This is a genomic window from Verruconatronum alginivorum (assembly GCF_056590205.1).
This window is the reverse complement of the sequence record NZ_JBWPVQ010000001.1, coordinates 2,637,652-2,655,455: the sequence shown is the minus strand read 5'-3', so window position 1 is coordinate 2,655,455 and position 17,804 is coordinate 2,637,652. Positions and strand designations below refer to the sequence as shown.

Annotated in this window: 13 protein-coding genes; 10 read left to right on the top strand and 3 right to left on the bottom strand. The window is 60.9% G+C overall.

Going from position 1 to position 17,804, the window contains the following annotated elements; all coding sequences use genetic code 11:
- Positions 1-19: 19 nt before the first annotated feature.
- A complete protein-coding gene (locus tag ACWUI2_RS09395; RefSeq protein WP_486982599.1) occupies positions 20-1,834 on the bottom strand; it encodes a DUF4838 domain-containing protein in 1,815 nt (604 codons plus the stop codon).
- 197 nt (positions 1,835-2,031) lie between these two features.
- On the opposite strand from ACWUI2_RS09395, the gene ACWUI2_RS09390 reads away from it, so the two are divergent.
- The 9 genes from ACWUI2_RS09390 (at position 2,032) to rny (ending at position 14,208) form a co-directional block, all read left to right on the top strand.
- Positions 2,032-2,796, top strand: coding sequence for a hypothetical protein (locus ACWUI2_RS09390; protein WP_486982598.1), 765 nt, complete (start codon positions 2,032-2,034; stop codon positions 2,794-2,796).
- Positions 2,797-2,845: 49 nt separating this feature from the next.
- Complete coding sequence (locus ACWUI2_RS09385; protein WP_486982597.1) at positions 2,846-3,610, top strand: hypothetical protein; 765 nt, start codon at positions 2,846-2,848, stop codon at positions 3,608-3,610.
- A 53-nt stretch (positions 3,611-3,663) separates the two neighbouring features.
- Positions 3,664-4,353, top strand: coding sequence for a PEP-CTERM sorting domain-containing protein (locus ACWUI2_RS09380; protein ID WP_486982596.1), 690 nt, complete (start codon positions 3,664-3,666; stop codon positions 4,351-4,353).
- Positions 4,354-4,396: 43 nt separating this feature from the next.
- Positions 4,397-5,092, top strand: a complete 696-nt coding sequence (locus tag ACWUI2_RS09375) for a type II secretion system protein (RefSeq protein ID WP_486982595.1) — start codon at positions 4,397-4,399, stop codon at positions 5,090-5,092.
- Between the two features lie 116 nt (positions 5,093-5,208).
- Complete coding sequence (locus ACWUI2_RS09370) at positions 5,209-6,789, top strand: hypothetical protein (RefSeq protein WP_486982594.1); 1,581 nt, start codon at positions 5,209-5,211, stop codon at positions 6,787-6,789.
- 221 nt (positions 6,790-7,010) lie between these two features.
- Positions 7,011-8,705 (top strand): hypothetical protein, encoded by a 1,695-nt coding sequence (locus ACWUI2_RS09365; protein WP_486982593.1) that lies wholly within the window; start codon positions 7,011-7,013, stop codon positions 8,703-8,705.
- Between the two features lie 146 nt (positions 8,706-8,851).
- The gene (locus ACWUI2_RS09360; protein WP_486982592.1) at positions 8,852-10,324 is read left to right on the top strand and encodes a hypothetical protein; all 1,473 of its coding nucleotides are present in this window, start codon (positions 8,852-8,854) and stop codon (positions 10,322-10,324) included.
- A 247-nt stretch (positions 10,325-10,571) separates the two neighbouring features.
- Positions 10,572-12,431 (top strand): hypothetical protein, encoded by a 1,860-nt coding sequence (locus tag ACWUI2_RS09355; RefSeq protein WP_486982591.1) that lies wholly within the window; start codon positions 10,572-10,574, stop codon positions 12,429-12,431.
- Positions 12,432-12,645: 214 nt separating this feature from the next.
- Positions 12,646-14,208, top strand: coding sequence for a ribonuclease Y (gene rny / locus ACWUI2_RS09350; RefSeq protein WP_486982590.1), 1,563 nt, complete (start codon positions 12,646-12,648; stop codon positions 14,206-14,208).
- A gap of 227 nt (positions 14,209-14,435) precedes the next feature.
- Here the strand turns inward: rny and ligA are convergent, their stop codons facing one another.
- On the bottom strand, positions 14,436-16,457 hold the full coding sequence (gene ligA / locus ACWUI2_RS09345; RefSeq protein ID WP_486982589.1) for an NAD-dependent DNA ligase LigA: 2,022 nt from the start codon (positions 16,455-16,457) through the stop codon (positions 14,436-14,438).
- On the bottom strand, positions 16,393-16,884 hold the full coding sequence (locus tag ACWUI2_RS09340) for a VanZ family protein (protein WP_486982588.1): 492 nt from the start codon (positions 16,882-16,884) through the stop codon (positions 16,393-16,395). The genes ligA and ACWUI2_RS09340 overlap by 65 nt, the downstream gene beginning before the upstream one ends.
- A gap of 135 nt (positions 16,885-17,019) precedes the next feature.
- Here ACWUI2_RS09340 and ACWUI2_RS09335 point away from each other — a divergent pair, with 135 nt between their 5' ends.
- A complete protein-coding gene (locus tag ACWUI2_RS09335) occupies positions 17,020-17,769 on the top strand; it encodes a hypothetical protein (RefSeq protein ID WP_486982587.1) in 750 nt (249 codons plus the stop codon).
- The last annotated feature ends 35 nt before the right edge of the window (positions 17,770-17,804 follow it).

The window sequence follows — 17,804 nt, the reverse complement described above, 5'->3', positions numbered from 1 at the left end:
TCTTCCCTCATTCCCTTCTCTACCAATCCCGATTCAACAGGTCGTCATAGCGCAGGACGTATTTGTCTTCCCAATCGATGTTGAAATGCACCCATGGTTCGCCCGTTTCCAGCCGGGCGAGCCAGGCGGTCAGATACCGTTTGAAACGGGCCACGTTCACCACGTTGTTTTTGCCAATCCCCTCCGCCCAGGCGATAAATCCGTCCAATTCCCCCCGGACCGCCTCCCCCCGCTGATATCGGTCGAACACGGTCTTCCAGCGCAGCAGATATTCCGCCCAGATCTCCAAATCGCGGACCAACGACTCGCCGGGCAACGCTTCCCGCAGTCGACGGGCCGCCTCGACGACTTCCCGGTACGGTTCCATCCCCGTGCGCAACAGCAGGGAACGCGGGACCGGGACCAAACACGGTCCCGAGCTTAACTGAAGTTCGCGGAGCCGAGCATACAACGCCTCTGCCTCCGGCACCGCCCCGTCGAACAAACGGGCGAAGGCCGTCTCGGCCGCCGATTCGTCCTCTCCATAGGCCGCCTTCGCCATCATCCAGTAATTCAAACCGTAAGCGGTCCAATTCGTCAGATGAAATTGGGTCATGATCCCGTCGGCCCCGTTCTCCGCCAAGGCGCGCATCTCGCCAAAGACCGTCCGGTGATGAATCATCGGCAACGAGAGGTAAAAGTTCACCCCCATGTAATACTCGTAAATGATCACCAAACCTCCTTCCTTCGCGGCGTCCCAGCGACGGAGGGCTTCAAGATAGCGGCGGTTGACCGGACACGAAGGGTCGTCGATGGCGTGATTGATGCAACGCCAGTAGAGAGCCACCTGCACCTCCATGTTTTCCCGGAGCCGGAATCCGCGGGCCGGGTTGAGGTAGTTCACATACGCGACGAAACTCACCTCCAAATCGGGCCGCTCCCGGTGGATCCGTCCGGCGACGTCCCCGACCAGGTCCTGATAAAGATCCTGGGCCTGGTAGACATGTTCGGAAACGCAAAACAGCTCCCCCTTCCGTTCCTTGTCGTAAAACTCCGCGCACGATTCGCACTCGCACCAACCGAAGCCGTCGTTGGGAATCAGACTGATCGAATTCAGCTCCGGATGGGCTCCGGCGTAATCCAACATTCGTCGGGAGAGTTCCGCCCGGAGATCCGGTTGGGTGACGCACAGTTGTTTGCTGAGAAACAAATCGGTGTCCCCCGCCTCGGCCGCGATCCGTTTTCCGTCGATAACCGCGAAATATTCCGGGCGCTCCTGGCCGTATTCCTTGAGGGGAACGAAGTAATCGAAGTTATGGTGCCCACTCTGAATGGTGATCCCGCGGGCCCGGTAATACGCCTTCATTTCCGGACTGAAGAGATCGTAAAACTTCATCCAGGTAAGCAACAGATTGAGCCGATTGCGGGCCATCCAATCGGCGAGACGGAAGTTATTCCAGTCGGGCGGAAACTCCTGGATCAACCCCCGCTTCTTTAAAAAGGGCGTCCGCTCCCCGACGACCGTCCCCTCCTCCAAAACCAACCGGCCAACCGGAACGACCCGGTCCCGCCCCGGCTCAAAGAAACAAAATCCAAGGCGTTCCTCGGCGAACGTATACACCGAATAAAGAATCTCCACCGGAGTCGCGCCGGCGAACACCAGCCGGTTCCCCTCGACCCGCACGGAATATCCGGCGTCCGGAATCATCGAAAATTCGATCTGGACCGTCCCCTCCGAAGCGGACCGGATCCCGAGGCTCCGCTCGAGAAACGAGAATAACTCATCCCTGGCCAACGCCAGAGTTTCCTGCTGCGGGAACTGCAAATGGACCGTGGTGTCCTTGGATAAAATCATAAAACAAAGCCGGGTGACGATGTTCCGGCTCTTCGCGAAAAACAAAAAAACACGAAATCCGGAAAATCTTTTTGACTCTCAAAAGAACCTAGTCTTTCTTCTAGGTCAAGCGCTTGTCCAAGCTGGAGATCATAAAACCGCAATTTCCTTGAATTGACAAGCATAACCACCTGAAAAACCAACCCGAACAGTCTCCCATGAAAGCACTGAAACTCTCCCTCCTCGGGCTTCTGGCCCTGCCCGTGTGCCTGACGGCCGCGACCATCGTCGTCGACGATTTCAATCATTACGCCGACACCGCCGATTTGAAGACGGTTTGGATCCCGATTCTCGCCGCTTCCAATGCCGACGGACCTTTCCTCGCGACCGGAGCCGGCGTCGACGGCTCCCACGCCATGCGCCACGCCATCAATTGGAACGCGGGAGCCGCCGCCCAGGTCCGGCGTTTGATGTCGAGCCCCTATCTCGATCTCCGTTGGGCCGACACCGTTTCGGTCCGCGCCCGGGTCGCCAGCGCCGCCCCATTGGCCGCCGCCACCCAGATGACCGTCCGGATCGAAGGGACCAACGGCGGGGAGTGGCAAACCCGGAACACCGCCGCAATCACCATCGACAACGAATCGTGGGCCACTTTTGATTTCCAAATCAACTCCACCGATCTCGAACGGGTCGCCGGCGGGGGCACCCTGCAAGACGCGTTGTTCGAAGTACGGGCCTTCCGCCTCCGGTTCACGAATTCCAGCGGAAGCGGCGAGCAAGACGTCTATGTCGACCGCCTCTCCGTCCTGGGCGAGGCGTTCCCTGATGTCGCCTTCGAATTGGTGCCGGAGCAATCCGACGAAGGAGCCGACTGGACCCGGCTCGAAATCACCCCCCAGCAATTGACCACCGAAGGGACGCTCCTTCAGGCCGATTCTCCCCGCAACGCCCATTACCGTCTCCGGATCGCGCCGGTCAAATGAACCGACGATCAATCAGGACTCCAGCCACAACTTCGTAACGAAAACGATCATGAAATCCTTATTTTTCTCCACCGCCCTCCTCGCTTCTTCCACCTCGCTGATGGCCGCCCCATTGGTCATCGACGATTTCAATTACAACAACGTGACCGAGCTCCGGGCCAATTGGATCCACGGCGGCGCCGCCTCGACTTCCGGAGCGCCGTTCTTTGTGGAAGGCGGCGGCGTGGACGGAACAAACGCCATGCGCCACTTCATGAATTGGGCCAACAATGCCGCGGCCGCCTGGCTACACCGAAGCTTCCCCAGCGGCACCCTGGACCTCAGCGAGTTCACCGCGATTTCAGTGATGTCCTACGTCATTCCCCGCCCCACCTTCACTCAAACGGAATTCGATCCGCAATTCCGCGTCCGGATCACCGGTGCCAACGGAGCGGAGTGGCAGACCAAGATCGATGCGGCCCATACCATCGACATCTCCGCATGGGACAGCTTCGTGTTTCCTTTGAACGAAGAGGTAATGGAACGAGTGAGCGGTCAGGGATCATTGGTCGAAGCTCTCGTGAACGTCACCAACATCCAACTCCGTTTCACCAACGAGAGCACCAGTGGCCACGAGATCGTCTACATCGACGACCTCATCGCTCTCGCCCGCGTCCCCGAACCGGCCGAATGGGTCCTCGAGTTCTCCACCGATCTGGCAAACTGGGACACCATCGAACTCACCCCGGAGATGATCAGCAACACCGGCGCCATCCGTCGCCCGGACGGCGGAGACCGCGGTTTCTACCGGATGCGGATCCTTTCGGAAGAATGATTCCACCAATCGACTAACCTCTTCGAATCAACTCAACTCTCTGGAAAAATCCAATGAAACACAGCTTGAAACTTCTCGCTCTTCTCCTTCTCCCCTGCTCGCTGGCCGCCTCGCCGTTGGTCATCGATGACTTCAACTCGTATGGAAACAGCACCCAACTCAACGCTGTTTGGACCCGCGCCTCGCCATTTGGCGCATCGACATCCGGTCATCCGTTCTGGGTCGGAAGCGGCGGGCCGGATGGATCACACGCTATGCGTCATTTCGTCAATTGGGGGTCTGGGTCAACCGCGCTCGTCCAACGCAGCTTCACTTCCGGACAGCTCGATCTCACCGGCTTCACCGCCATCTCGGTGATGTCCTACATCATTCCCCGCCCAGATCACGACGCGCCTACATTGCCTGCTCAATTCGGCATTATCCTCACCGGTGCGAACGGAGCAGCATGGCAGACCACGGCCTCCGCGTCTTCTACCCTCGCGACCACCAGTTGGGATTCCTTCGTCTTCGCTCTTAACGAGAGCGACATGGAACGGATCGGCGGGACGGGCACGCTTGCCGGAACCTTGGCGGACGTCACGAACTTTCAATTCCGTTTCACCAACGCGAGCGGAAGCGGCCATCAAATCGCCTACATCGACAACCTGGTCGCCATTCCCGAGCCAAGCACTTTGGCGGCGATCCTGGGGGGAGCCGGGCTGATGGTGGTTCTCGTCCGCCGCCGGTTCGTCCAGCGTATTTGATTAACCAACCACCACCATCCACCAACTTAACCAAGGAAAACCTATGACCGCGAAACCCACTCGCCCTACCGCCCGCCGGGCCTTCACCTTGATCGAACTCCTCACCGTCATCGCCATCATCGGCATTTTGGCGGCGATCCTCATTCCGGTCGTCGGCACCGTGCGCGAAAGCGCCCGCGCCACGACTTGCTTGTCCACGTTGCGCCAGTTCTGGCTGGCCAACGAGGTCTGGGCCGACGATTACGGCAATGACCGCTATCTTCCCTGGTCGGATCCGAGTTCGGGGGCCGAATGGTTCGCGAACGCCGCGTATCAATCGATCCTTTTCCAGGACCGGGAGGTCGACGGATACCGGGATTGGCCGCTGGACATGGCCTGCCCCAGCGCCTCTTGGGCGAAAGAACGAGCCGAGGCACTCCGCCCGGGAACCCCCGGAACGTCGATCGCCCGCATGTATGCCTACAACTCCGAGGGCGTCCGGTCCTCCAATATCCGATTCTTCTCCCGAGCCCGAGTGGTCGAGCCCAACCAGAGCGTGATGTTCGTCGACGCCAATAGTTGGCACATGCAACGCGCCGGATCGAATGCCTGGACCGGTTCCGACGCCGGCTCGCCGCCCAACTCCGTCTCCTACCGTCACAACGGTTCCGCCAATGCCGTCTTCTTCAGCGGCCGCGCCGAACGGTTCAACCAGAACGTTCTCGGCAATCACGAAGAATACTGGTCGATCATCGACTGATCCTTGGACGACGCATCTTGCGATGCCCCGTCCCGTTTTTCTGAATACTCAAGCGCCCGCGGCTCAGCTGGCGGGCGCTTGAATCGTTTATGGATTTCCACAATAACCTTCCTCCAATGATAAACGCTCCCACTGCCATCCGCCTCCTTCGGCTCGCCTGCCTCTCGGCAGCCTGCGCCCTGGCGCCCCTCTCCGCCGTAAGCCAAGCCGCACCATCACCGAGTTCAAGCGGCTCCCAATTTATCGTCTCCAAGCCGCTGCCGATGGTCGACCTCCCCATCAACATCGTCTTGAAGAATCAATCCGGCCCGGCCGATCTCCACTTCACCGTCACCCGAGAGGGATCGGACGAGCCGATCTTCACGAACACCGGCGTCGAAATGGACGGCGGCATCGGCATCGAGTTCACTCCCGACGAAACCGGTTACTACCTGGTCCGCGCCGAAAGGTCCGGCGATGAATCCTCCGAATGGACCCACCGCTTTCCTGTGGTGTATCGGGATTTCCACTTCATGATCTGGCCGCCGCTGCGCCCCGACGAAACGGAACTGCGCAATCTCGCCACCAGCGTCATGGTCGTCCAGGCCCAACGCGAAACCCAAGCCGTCGAAGCCTGGCGCCAACGGGGTTCGAACGTGCTCGGCGCCGCCTTTGTCGGAGCCCGGCAAATCGACACCACCAAGAGCGACGAAGAGAACATCCGGATGCTGGTCGACACTTGGTCGGCCCGGATCGGCGACACTGACGGCATCTGGATCGACGAATTCGGGGGCTACCCGAACGAGACCGGTTTCCGCAAAACCGCCGTCATGAACGAGGCCCTCCGCCAATTCCGCGAGAAACACCCGGACGCGAAAATCTATCTCGCGGTCGCCGGCGCCCTTCTGCCGGAACTGGCCGCCGGAATGCGCTCCGCCGGAGTGATCGCCCAATTGGAGGTCTATCAACCATGGATCACCGCCGCCTTCGGCACCCACCGGTTTTACGATTACATCGACCAACGAATCCACGTCGCCCGGCACACCGATTTGATCGGCGAGGTCGACCATGACCACGCCGCGGTGATCTTCATCGGGATCGACGGGGTCCACGGCGCCATCACCAAACCGGAATTGGAAGACTCGATCCGCCATATCCGCAAACAGGCCCCCGAGATGCCGGGCATCGCGTTCTACTCCTCCCGCCAAGCCAACGCCTGGCTGGCCGATCAAGGGATGCGCGCCTTCGCCAACGATTTGGTCGAACGCTACTTCGTCCAGCCGGTCCTCGATCTCGGGGCCGTCTGGCTCAAGGAGACCTCCCCCCAAGCGGGCGAGGAGAACACCGTCCAGGTCCGGGTCCACAACATCGGCGGTATGCGGGCCGACCACGTCGAACTCGAACTCCACGTCGAATCGGTCGCCACCGGCGAACGCCAAAAGGCCGGCGCGACCACCATCGACACCATCGGCACCGGTTTCACGCGCCTGCGCGACGAATCCCTCCAGGGAACGGAATTCCGCTACGTCGACATCGACGGGCGGGGCGTTCCGGTTTTCAACTTCGACGGCATCGTCTTCCGCGACCGCGTCATCGCCGACATTCCCTGGACCCCGGAGGCCCCGGGCGCCTACATCCTTTACGTCACCCTCAAAGCACAGGATGGCGTCACCATTCTCGACGGAATCAGCGAACGCCGCGTCACCGTCCGGCAATGATGGCTCCGACACACCCCACCATGCTCGCGCATGGTCCCCCCCTCTCAAGAGGGGATCAGCCTACACGAAGTTCCCCTCTAGAGAGGGGGGGACCGCTCGCCAGAGCGGTGGGGTGTGTCCCCAGTTCCCCTCTTGAAAGCAATCGTCTATCCCTTGAGAGATCCACAATCCGCAGTCCAAAATCCAAAACCCAGAATCCAGAATCCAGAATCCAAAACCCGATGTCACACTCAATCCATAAACCAACCCGCGCATTAGCCACCGCCGCCCTCCTCGGATTATCTTTAACCGCCTGTTCCTCTCACGCCGAAACGCCACCCGCCGCGGAACCGGAGCCTTACATCTTTCACCACTGGGATATGCGACTGGATGGCCCGATCACCCACGTCACCGAGGGGTTGTGGCTGTCCAACCGGTCGCCCTCGACCGAACTCCAGGAGGAGATCCAAACCTGGCTCGACCGCGGAGTGATCCCGCAACGCTGGCGCGGCGGCACCTGGTCCTATGAACAAGGTTTCAATACCCCCGAAACACTCGCGCAGCATTGGGCCGAACCGGCCGCCGACGGTTGGCCCGGCATCGTGATCGACGAAATCACCGTAAACGAAGACGTCCGCACCGTCGCCGGTCCGGCCTTGATCCGCTTGCGGGAACTCCAGCCCGATCTCCACATCGCCGTTTACATCGTGCCGGGAATCACCAACGAGCACTTCATTCGCGGTTTGCAGGAGGCGGCCGACAGCGTCCTCGTCGAAGCCTACCTCCCCAACGCCAGAAACGCCTACGGGATGATCCGACGCCGGGCCGACTCGATCGTCGAAAACGACTTGATGCCGAAATCGGTCATCGTCCTCGGCTTCGGTCCGGAATGGATCACCACCCAACGGGAACTCCGCCGTCAGTTGCACTTCCTCCGCCACACCTACCCCGACATGCGGGGCGTCGCCGTCTATGGACACTTGAACGACTTCAACACCGACTGGTTCGAACCCGAATTGCACCGTTTCTACACCGCCCCGGTCCTGCATGTGGCCGACATCGGCGAGGGCCGCGCCCAGGTCCAAAACATCAGCCGCTCCCCTTCCCCGGAGATCCAAATGCATTTCGCGGCGAAACCGGGCGACACTTCCCGAACCTCCGCCGTCACCGTCCGGGCACTACAACCGGGACAATCCACCGAGATCCGTTCGCCCCGCGGCTTCCCCCATCCACTCACCGTGTTCCACGAAAACTATTCCGTCCTCGGCCCCGTCCCGACATGGGGCGAGGAACCGGCCTATCTCCGTGAAGGTGCCAACGCCCCATGGCCAACCGCCGACTTCGGATCGGTCCGCGAGATCACCGAACCGGCCGAGGGATGGGAACTCCACCGCAACGACGATGGCCACATCGAATCCGCCACCCTCCCGCTCGACTTGGCGGAAGGCGGAAGTATCGATTTTTCCGCGACAATCCACCCCGATCGGATCTCCCTTTACGGTCCATTCGAAATCCGCCTCGAAGATTCCGACGGCAAGTCGAAGTTTTCGCTCGGCCTCCGCCGCAACGAGAACGAGCGCAACGCGTATTGGCATTTCGAAACCACCGGCGACGAATCGGTCACGGTGACCGAAGGGATCGCTTATGAAATAGCCAGCCACATGCGTCACAAAATCCGGGTCTTCCATTCGGCCGGCGACCACCTCCGCGTCGCCCTCTTCGATCCAGAGAACAACACGACTCTCTGGGACAGCGGCACCCTCCCCTTCGCCGGCACCCTCCGTTTCGACCAACTCCGCTTGACCGTGAGCGGCAACGCCGAAACCTCCGAGATCGCCTGGCAACCAGACGGCAGTCTCCTGATGCGCAGTTCGCCCCGGGCCCCCAATGCCCCGACCGAACTAACCCTCACCGACATCCGCCTAAAATCCGAGTAAGAAGATTCAACCACGAATGGACACGAATAAAGAAATCCTAACAGGGAGCCGCATTCCCGAATAGCATCCAGTTGCAAGCCTTCAGATGTTTTCTTCATTAGTGTCCATTAGTGTTTATTAGTGGTTAACCTGTATTCATTCCCTCGATGACCACCGAGATCATCCTCTCAAAGCCGCTCCCGGTCGCGGGGCAACCGGTCGATATCGTTCTGGCGAACGGCGACGATTCCGCCGAGATCACCTTCACGATCGAAACCGAAACCGGCGATGCTATCGCCGCCGACGTCTCCGCGATCACCACCGACGAAGGCCCGGGCGTTCGTTTCACCCCGCCCGACACCGGCTATTACACGGTCCGGGCGACCGGTCCAGACGGCACCGCCGCCGGCGAACCGAAACGGTTTCCCGTCGTCCATCGCGACCTCCATTTCCTCCTCTGGCCTCCGGTCAATCCGGAGGAAACCGGCCTTCGTCTGTTCGGCACCGTGGTCGTGGTCAAAGAGGCCGCGCGGAATCCCGATCTGGTGCGGCATTGGCGACGCCGGGGAGCCAAGGTTCTCGGCGAGGCCCACACCAAAGTCCGGCGCATCGACCTCGCCCACAGCGGCGAGCAAAATGTCCGGATGTTGCTCGACGGTTGGTGCGCGGCGGCCGAGGGAGCCGACGGAATCTACATCGACGAATTGAGCGGATTCCCGAACGAGGCCGGCCACCGGAAGGCCCGGATCATGAGCGAAGCGCTGAAACGCTTCCGCGACAAATATCCCCAAGCCCTCCTCTACGTCGCGGTCGCCGGAGCTCCGTTACCAGAACTCGCCTGCGGCATCCGGATCGCGGGCGGCATCGGAATCCTCGAAGTTTACCAGCAATGGATCGTCTCGGCCTTCGGCGCCCACCGGTTCTACGATTACATCGACCAACGCATCCAGGTCGCCCGCCACACTGACTTGCTCCACGAGCCCGGCAAACGCCACGGGGCGTTGATCTACATCGGGATGGACGGCCTCCACGGTGCGATCACCAAAGGCGAGCTGGAGGATTCGGTCCGCTACATCAAAAAACAGGCCCCCGAGATGCCCGGCATCGCGTTTTACGCCTCCTCCCGCACCGAACAATGGCTCGCCGACACCGGCATGCGGGCATTCGGCGAGGAACTTTGCGAACGCTACTACGTCCGCCCGGTCATCGACCTCGGCGACCTCTGGCTGGAACAAACCGCCCCCCGGACCGGCGAACCGAACAAGGTCCATCTCCGGGTCCACAACCTCGGCGGCATGCGGGCGCGGGAGGTCGAGATCGATCTCTTCGCCACTTGCGCGGCGACCGGCGAACGGGAACAGGTCGGCACCGTCTCCCTCGCGACGATCGGCACCGGCCACGACGAGTTGATCGATCCGTCGCTCGAAAGAACCGCTTACCGTTCAGAGAAAATCGACGGGCTCGACGTGCCGGTTTTCAGCTACAAAGGCGTCGTCTTCCGCGACCGGGTCCTCGCCTCCTTCGACTGGACGCCCCGCGCCGCGGGCGCCCACACCTTACAAGCCGTTCTCCGCCCGAAACCAGGCGTCACCATGCTCGACGGCGTCCGCGAACGCCAGGTCGTGGTCGGAACAACCTGACCCGCCCCTCGGTCCTTTTAACTCCGTCTTTCAACCTAAATCCAGCACTTAGAGCAGCCACGAAAACGCACAAAAGACACAAAAATAAAGAGAAATGATAAGATGTTATCGTAGGGATGGTTCGCCGTTCCGGCGACTTTCATATCCAATATAAGCCTCTTCTTTTGCGTATCTTGCGCCTTTTGCTTCGCCATCTTCGCTTACGCTACGTCGCGGCTATCAACTGACCTTTCTAGGTTCAAAATTCATGACCAATTCCACCACCCGTCTTGGCCTTTCCTTCCTCGGCACCGCAGCCCTCCTCGGCGCGCTTTTCCTGCCGTCCGCCGCTTCCGGCACGTCCCAATCCCCTTTCATGTTCCATCATTGGGACATGCGCCTCGACGGTCCGGTGGAACATGTCACCGAAGGTCTCTGGCTCACCGCCCGCTCCCCCTCCACCCCCTTGGCTGCCGAAATCCAGGAATGGCTCTCCCGCGGGGTGATGCCGCAACGGTGGCGCGGCGGCAAATGGGCGTTCGACAATGGCTACAATACCGCCGAATCCCTCGCGGCCCATTGGGCCGAACCGTTCGCCGCTGGCTGGCCCGGCATTGTCATCGACGAAATCACCGCCGACAACGCCTTTCGCGAAGTCGCGGGCGAAGCCTTGATCAAGACCCGGGAGCTCGCCCCCGATCTTTACATCGCCGTCTACGTGGTGCCGGAAATCTACAATGCCAGCCTGATCCATGGTCTCCAACAAGCAGCCGACAGCGTGCTGGTGGAGGCTTACCTGAACAGCGCCCGGCGCGCCTACTCGATGATCCGAACCCGGGCCGACTCCATCGTCCAGCACGACCTGATGGACAAATCGATCATCATCCTCGGCCTCGGCCGCGACTGGATCACCACCCCGAACGAGCTCCGACGGCAGCTCCATTTCCTCCGCTACGAATACCCGACCATGAAAGGGGTCGGCTTCTTCGGCGACCTGACCGACCCGATGGCCCTTTGGCTCGAAGGGGAGTTGCATCGCTTTTACACCGCTCCGGTCCTCCACGTCGCTCCGACCGGCAACGGCGGCCTCCTGATCACCAACATCGGCCTCACCAACTCCCCCGCCACCCAAATCAAACTGGCGGCCGGCCCGCAAAACCTCGACGACACCCGCACCTTGTCGGTCCCGGCGCTGGCCTTCAACCAAACCCACGAGACCGCCGCCCCAAACGGCTTCGCCTGGGCGCTCCCGCATTTCGGCGCATCCCTTTCCGTGATCGGACCGCCCCTCCTCTGGGGCAGCGAACCGCCTTACTTGCGGGCGGGAACGGAAACGCCCTGGCCCGCTTCGGTCTTCCACTCGTTCCAACAGATCAATCAGCAGCCCGCCGACTGGACGGTCCACACCAACGACCTCGGCAACATCGAATCGGCCACCATGGCGATCGATCCCTCGGAGGGCCGCGGCATCGAGTTTCGCGCCACCTTCCAAACCGGTCAGGTCTCCCGCTACGGCCCGATCGAAATCACCCTGGAAGACTCCACCGGCGACTCCTCCGCCTCGCTGCGTTTCACCCGTAGCGACGGCGAAACCAACGGTTATTGGGAATTCCGGGCGACCAACACCGAAGCACTCCCTTTCACCGAAGGTTTGGGCGAACTCGGTCGCAACCACGACTCGGTGGAACTCCGCCTCTTTTATCGTCCGTCGGAATACTTCCGCGTCGGCCTCTATGAACCGAATACCGACCAACCCCGCTGGGATACCGGATTCATTCCAATGGAAGGCGAAGCCCGTTTCAACCAACTCCGGTTCACCGTCAACGCCCGCCAATCGACCGCCGACATTTCCTGGACCGGCCCAAACAATCTCTTCCTGCGGAGCTCCCCACCCAGTCCCAACGCCTCCACCGCCGTCACACTCTCCAACATCACCTATGGAGTCGTCGAATGGACCCCGGAGCTAGACGCCGCGTTCGAACTTTTCCTCGACCGTCCATCCGGTGCGGGCGGTTGGCACCCGGACCATCTCACGCCCGAGATGGTCCAGCCCGGAGGATCCATCCTGACTCCTCCGATGATTCTCGACCACGGTTTCCGCCTCCGGATTGAGACCGGAGCCGATTGAAGGCAACCGTCCGCCCCCTTCCCTCTCCGCCGCCGCGCAATCTCAAAGGCCCTCGAAATGCAAGGTTGAATTTTTACCCCGGCCGGTGAATACTGCCGTCAATCAAGTATCTAAATTAAAACGCAAGCGCCCCCGCCGCCGAAACCGCATTCTTAAAGCGTCCGGCGGCGCCGGGGAATCGATTTGATTGATCCAGCGAACCGGTATGTTCCTCATGTTATTACAAGGCGGCGGAACGGATGGCATGAACGCCGTCTGGGCCATCTTCTTTTCCGCGCTGCTGGGCGCGATTTTCACCGCCATCCTCGTCTGGGTCCTGACCGTCCGCAATCGCAAGCTGGAACAGGAGCGCTCCAAAGCCACCCTCTTCTACGCGAGCAAAGAAGCCGAACTGGCGGCCCGCGAAATTAAAAACAAAGCCGAGATCGAGATCGAAAAAAAATGGACCGAACTCCGCCGCGAGGAAGACCGCGCCCGGCTGGACATCGACCGCCGCCAATCCGACCTCGCGGGCCGCGAACAGAACTTCAACGCCCAATACACCCAATTTGAAACCAACCGGGAGCGTTTCGAACGGGAAACGGCTTCCCTTAAAGAGGGTCGCCAACGACTCGGCAGAATGATCCGCACCTACCGCCGCCAATTGGAGGAGGTCGCGAAACTCACCGTCGAAGAAGCCCGCAAACAACTCCTCGACGAGGTCGAACAAGAGTGCCAGGACGAAATCCGCCACTACCGGAAGGAGCTCCTGGAAAAATCCCAAAAGGATCTCGAAACCGAAGCCGCCAAGACGTTGATCACCGTGATGCAACGGATCGCCGCCCGCCCCAACAACGACGCCCTGGCCGCCGTCGTCGCCCTCCCCCACGAGGAAATGAAGGGCCGCATCATCGGCCGCGAGGGCCGCAACATCAAATGTTTCGAGGCCGCCACCGGCACTACCTTGTTGATCGACGAGACCCCCGACACCCTGCTGATTTCCTGTTTCGATCCGGTCCGCCGGGAGGTCGCCAAAATCGCCCTCGAAGCCCTCATCGCCGATGGACGCATCCACCCGGCCAGCATTGAAGAGGCGATCGCCCAAGCCCAGGAAAAGGTCGACCAAGAGGTGATCCGCTACGGGGAAGAAGCCGTCGACAAACTGAAATTGACCGGCGTCCACCACGCCGTCCTCACCCAATTAGGTCGCCTCAAATACCGTTATTCCCTCAACCAGAACGTCCTCGACCACTCCGTCGAAGTGGCCTTCCTCAGCTCGATGATCGCCTCCGAAATGGGTCTCGACCCGGTGATCGCAAAGCGGGCCGGTCTTTTCCACGACATCGGCAAAGCGGTCGACCAGGAATACGAAGGAAGCCATGCCACGGTCGGCGCCGACCTTCTCCGGCGCCATGGGGAACCGGCCGCCGTGGTGAATGCCGTCGCCGCCCACCATGAGGAGGTTCCCCCCGAAACTCCCTACGCCGGCCTCCTCATCGTCGCCGACACCCTTTCAGCGGTTCGACCCGGCGCCCGCGCCGAAGCCCAGGGCAATTACCTTCTCCGCCTCGAACGCCTGGAACAACTCGCCTGCAATCTCCCCGGCGTCCTCGAAGCCTACGCCATCCAAGCCGGCCGCGAAATCCGCGTCATCGTCTCCCCAACCGAAGTCGACGACGAGGAAGCCCGCAAAATGGCCCGAACCATCCGCACCCGGATCGAAGAAGAGCTCCAATACCCCAGCGTAATCAAAGTCACCGTCATCCGCGAACAACGCTACAGCGAAACCGCCAAGTGACCTCAAAGTGGGTGAGGCGTCTCGCCTTGTAACATTTCGTAGTCGGGTTGGCTCTGCCGCCCGACAGCAGCGGCCGGGGACTGTCGTATTGAAGGGGATGTCACGCGTCGCGGGCGGAGTCGATGATCTTGGCGCGCATCCGGCGTCTCGGAAATGGGGCGGCAAAGCCAACACCACTACATGGAAAACCCTCCACAGACAGGAATGTCTGTGCCACCCTCTCGCCCTCAGCCTTCCTCCGGCTCCTCCAGCATCCGCAGGAACTCCTCTTCGCCGATCACGGCCACGCCGAGCTTGGTCGCTTTTTCCAATTTCGACCCGGCATCCTCCCCAGCCAGGACGAAATCGGTCTTTTTACTGACACTACCGCTAACCCGTCCCCCGGCGGCCTCGACCTTCCCGGCGGCTTGGTCGCGGGTCAGCGTCGGTAGTTTGCCGGTCAATACAAAGGTTTTCCCAGCGAAAACGGCCGAACCGCCCTCCACCGTCCCCCGCTCTTCCTGCATCCGCACCCCGGCCTCCTTCAACCGGAACACCACGTCGCGGTTGCGCGGTTCGGCGAAATAGGCGACGATGCTCCGGGCGACCGTCTCACCAATACCACTGATCGCCACCAACTCCTCCTCCTTCGCGTCGGCCAACTTCTCCAAATCGCCGAGCGCATGGGCCAAATCCTTTGAAACCGTCGCCCCGACGTATTGGATCCCGAGTCCGTGCAACACCCGCCAGAGTTCCCGTTCCTTGCTCGCCGCGATCGCCCCGACCAGTTTTTCCGACGACCGCTGGGCGAACTTTTCCAACGTCAGCAGATCCTCGACCCGAAGAGCATAAAGGTCCGGGATGTCCCGCACCAACTCGCGACCGACCAACTGGTCGACCACCGCCTCGCCAAGGCCTTCGATGTCCATGCATTGGCGGGAGGCGAAATGCTGCAACCGCCGCCGCACCTGGGAAGGACAACTCAAATTCGGACAACGCGTCGCCACTTCCCCCGGCAACCGGATCGCTTCAGTGTCGCAAACCGGACAACGGCTCGGAAAACGGAACGGCTCCACACCGGGAGCCCGCTTCGCCGTCACCACTTCGACCACCGCCGGGATGATCTCCCCGGCTTTTTCCACCAGCACGTAATCCCCAATCCGGACATCCTTCCGGGCGATTTCATCGGCGTTGTGCAGCGTCGCCCGGGAAACCGTCGTCCCGGCCAGCAAGACCGGTTCCAACTCCGCCACCGGAGTCAGCGCCCCGGTGCGACCGACGTTGATACTGATGTTGGCCACCCGGGTTTCGGCCCGGTCGGGGGCGAATTTATACGAGATCGCCCAACGCGGCGCCTTCGACGTCACCCCGGCCTCCTCCTGCCGGGCGATCGAGTCGAGCTTGATCACCGCCCCGTCGGTCGGATAGGCGAATGCTTCGCGCAAACGGTCGAGCTCCTCCACCGCCTGCCAAATTGCTTCGAATTCGCGGACCCGCCAATACCGTTCCACGCTCGGCAATTTCCACCGGCGGATTGACTCATGAATGTCGTGCTGATGCTCGAAGATCTCCGGTTCGCAATACCCGCACCCGTACAGCACGATCTCGAGCCGCCGTTGCGCCACTTCCTTCGGATCGAGCAACTTGACCGTGCCGGCGGTCAGGTTCCGCGGATTGGCATACAACGGCAAACCCGCCTCCTCCCGGCCCCGGTTGATCCGCCGGAACTCCTCCGTCTCCATGAAAACCTCGCCCCGGATCTCGATCACCTCCGGCAGGTTTTCCCCTTCCAACCTCCGCGGCAACGTCCGGATCGTCGCCACGTTTTGCGTGATGTCGTCTCCTTCGACCCCATTGCCCCGGGTCACCGCCCGGACGAAATGGCCCCGTTCATAGGTCAAACTGACCGCAACCCCATCGATCTTTGGCTCGATCACATACTCCAGATCCTCGACCGAAAAGAGCCGGACCAGCCGGTTGTGAAACGCGCGCAGCTCCTCCTGGCTGTAGGTGTTGTCGAGACTCCGCATCGGCTGCCGGTGACGATAAGAGGCGAACTCCTCCAGCCGGTCGTCCCCCACCTGCACCCCGGGTGAATCGGGGGCCGCCAACTCCGGGTGCTTCGCCTCCAGGTCGAGCAACTCCCGCTTCAGCCGGTCATACTCGAAATCGCTGATCTCGGGCTCGGCCCGGCGGTAGTAAAGTTCATCGTGCCGGGCGATGCTCCGGCGCAACTCCTGAATACGTGTGACGGCTGACTCGGACTCCATGACGGTCTTTCTTAAATGGATTCAAAGAAAATTCCAGCAGGTTCCGGTAAAACGGCCAAAACCGGTAAGCCGTCACCGCCACGATCGCCCCAAGGGTATCGGCCACCCAATCGTAAAACGCGGTGTAGCGGGCCGGATTGAAACTCTGCCGAAACTCGTCCGCGAACCCGAAAGCCGAGGTGATGACGATCGCCAACAACGCCGCCCGCCGCCGGTTCATCCAATGCGGCAAGCTCCGGTAAACCAAAGTCGCGATCAATCCGAACACAAAGAAATGCCCCACCTTGTCGACATGGGAAAAGCTCAAACCGCCGGGCACCGACGGCCCCTGGGTGCCGGAGCTCCAAATGATGGTTGCCATCACCGCCAACGGCCAGAACGCCCGGTAAAGGATCACGTCCCCGCCCATTTGCCTCGGTCTATCCATGGAAAAGAATATGAATGATGAATTAGAAATGATGAGGTGGTAGGAAATGGGGCTGACAACTGATGCGACGATAGACAACAAAAAAAATGTAAATGTGCTTTCATCATCCATAATTCCACCCTCATAATCCACTTCGTGTTTTTCCTGCTTTTCTTCACCCTAGCCCTAGCCCCGGCCGCCGAACGCGATGCCGATCAACTCGTCGCTTGGCTTCTGGCCGACGGCCGCAACCTCGACTCGATTCCCTTTTCCGAAGTGGTCCAGGCCGCCACCGGAAAGCAAGTGATGCCGTTCGACCCCGAAGATCCCGGCGACCAACGGGTGGCCGGAGAGATCGCCGCCGCCCTCGACGCCCTCCTGCTGGAAATCAATCGCCCCGACCATCCGATCCATCAAGTCGGACGAATCAACGAAGTGAGCGGCCACCTGGAAGACATTTTATTGGAGAAGCTGAACGCCCGCTCTGGTTTCGCCGCCACCTACGCCCCGACCGTCACTGGACGCACCCAACGCTCCGGCTACCCCGACCTACGTCTCCTGGACGAACCGACCGGACGGATCTTCTACCTCGACCCCAAGCTCTACGCCGACGGCAGCGAGCGGAGCACCTTCCGCACCTTTTACTACGAGCCGAAAGTCGCGACCAACAAGATCACCGACGACGCCACCCACCTGATCACCGGCATCGCCCACGGCGGCCGCGACTCCGCTGGCAACTGGATCTTCCTCCGCTGGAACCTGATCGACCTCCACGACTTCCGCGTCCGCCTCAAAGCCGAGTTCCAAGCCAGCAACCGCGACCTCTACCGCCAAGAAGCCATCATCGCCGAAAGCACCCCGCAGACAATAGAACCGCAGATTTCGCAGATAACCGCAGATGAATGAAATCCGCTGGCGTCACCCAGCACTCCCCTTCGCGA

What these genes read in the sequence shown, in the direction of transcription:
- ACWUI2_RS09395 (WP_486982599.1), bottom strand. Translation starts at nt 1,834, where the DNA reads ATGATTTTATCCAAGGACACCACGGTCCATTTGCAGTTCCCGCAGCAG.
- ACWUI2_RS09390 (WP_486982598.1), top strand. Translation starts at nt 2,032, where the DNA reads ATGAAAGCACTGAAACTCTCCCTCCTCGGGCTTCTGGCCCTGCCCGTG.
- ACWUI2_RS09385 (WP_486982597.1), top strand. Translation starts at nt 2,846, where the DNA reads ATGAAATCCTTATTTTTCTCCACCGCCCTCCTCGCTTCTTCCACCTCG.
- ACWUI2_RS09380 (WP_486982596.1), top strand. Translation starts at nt 3,664, where the DNA reads ATGAAACACAGCTTGAAACTTCTCGCTCTTCTCCTTCTCCCCTGCTCG.
- ACWUI2_RS09375 (WP_486982595.1), top strand. Translation starts at nt 4,397, where the DNA reads ATGACCGCGAAACCCACTCGCCCTACCGCCCGCCGGGCCTTCACCTTG.
- ACWUI2_RS09370 (WP_486982594.1), top strand. Translation starts at nt 5,209, where the DNA reads ATGATAAACGCTCCCACTGCCATCCGCCTCCTTCGGCTCGCCTGCCTC.
- ACWUI2_RS09365 (WP_486982593.1), top strand. Translation starts at nt 7,011, where the DNA reads ATGTCACACTCAATCCATAAACCAACCCGCGCATTAGCCACCGCCGCC.
- ACWUI2_RS09360 (WP_486982592.1), top strand. Translation starts at nt 8,852, where the DNA reads ATGACCACCGAGATCATCCTCTCAAAGCCGCTCCCGGTCGCGGGGCAA.
- ACWUI2_RS09355 (WP_486982591.1), top strand. Translation starts at nt 10,572, where the DNA reads ATGACCAATTCCACCACCCGTCTTGGCCTTTCCTTCCTCGGCACCGCA.
- rny (WP_486982590.1), top strand. Translation starts at nt 12,646, where the DNA reads ATGTTATTACAAGGCGGCGGAACGGATGGCATGAACGCCGTCTGGGCC.
- ligA (WP_486982589.1), bottom strand. Translation starts at nt 16,457, where the DNA reads ATGGAGTCCGAGTCAGCCGTCACACGTATTCAGGAGTTGCGCCGGAGC.
- ACWUI2_RS09340 (WP_486982588.1), bottom strand. Translation starts at nt 16,884, where the DNA reads ATGGATAGACCGAGGCAAATGGGCGGGGACGTGATCCTTTACCGGGCG.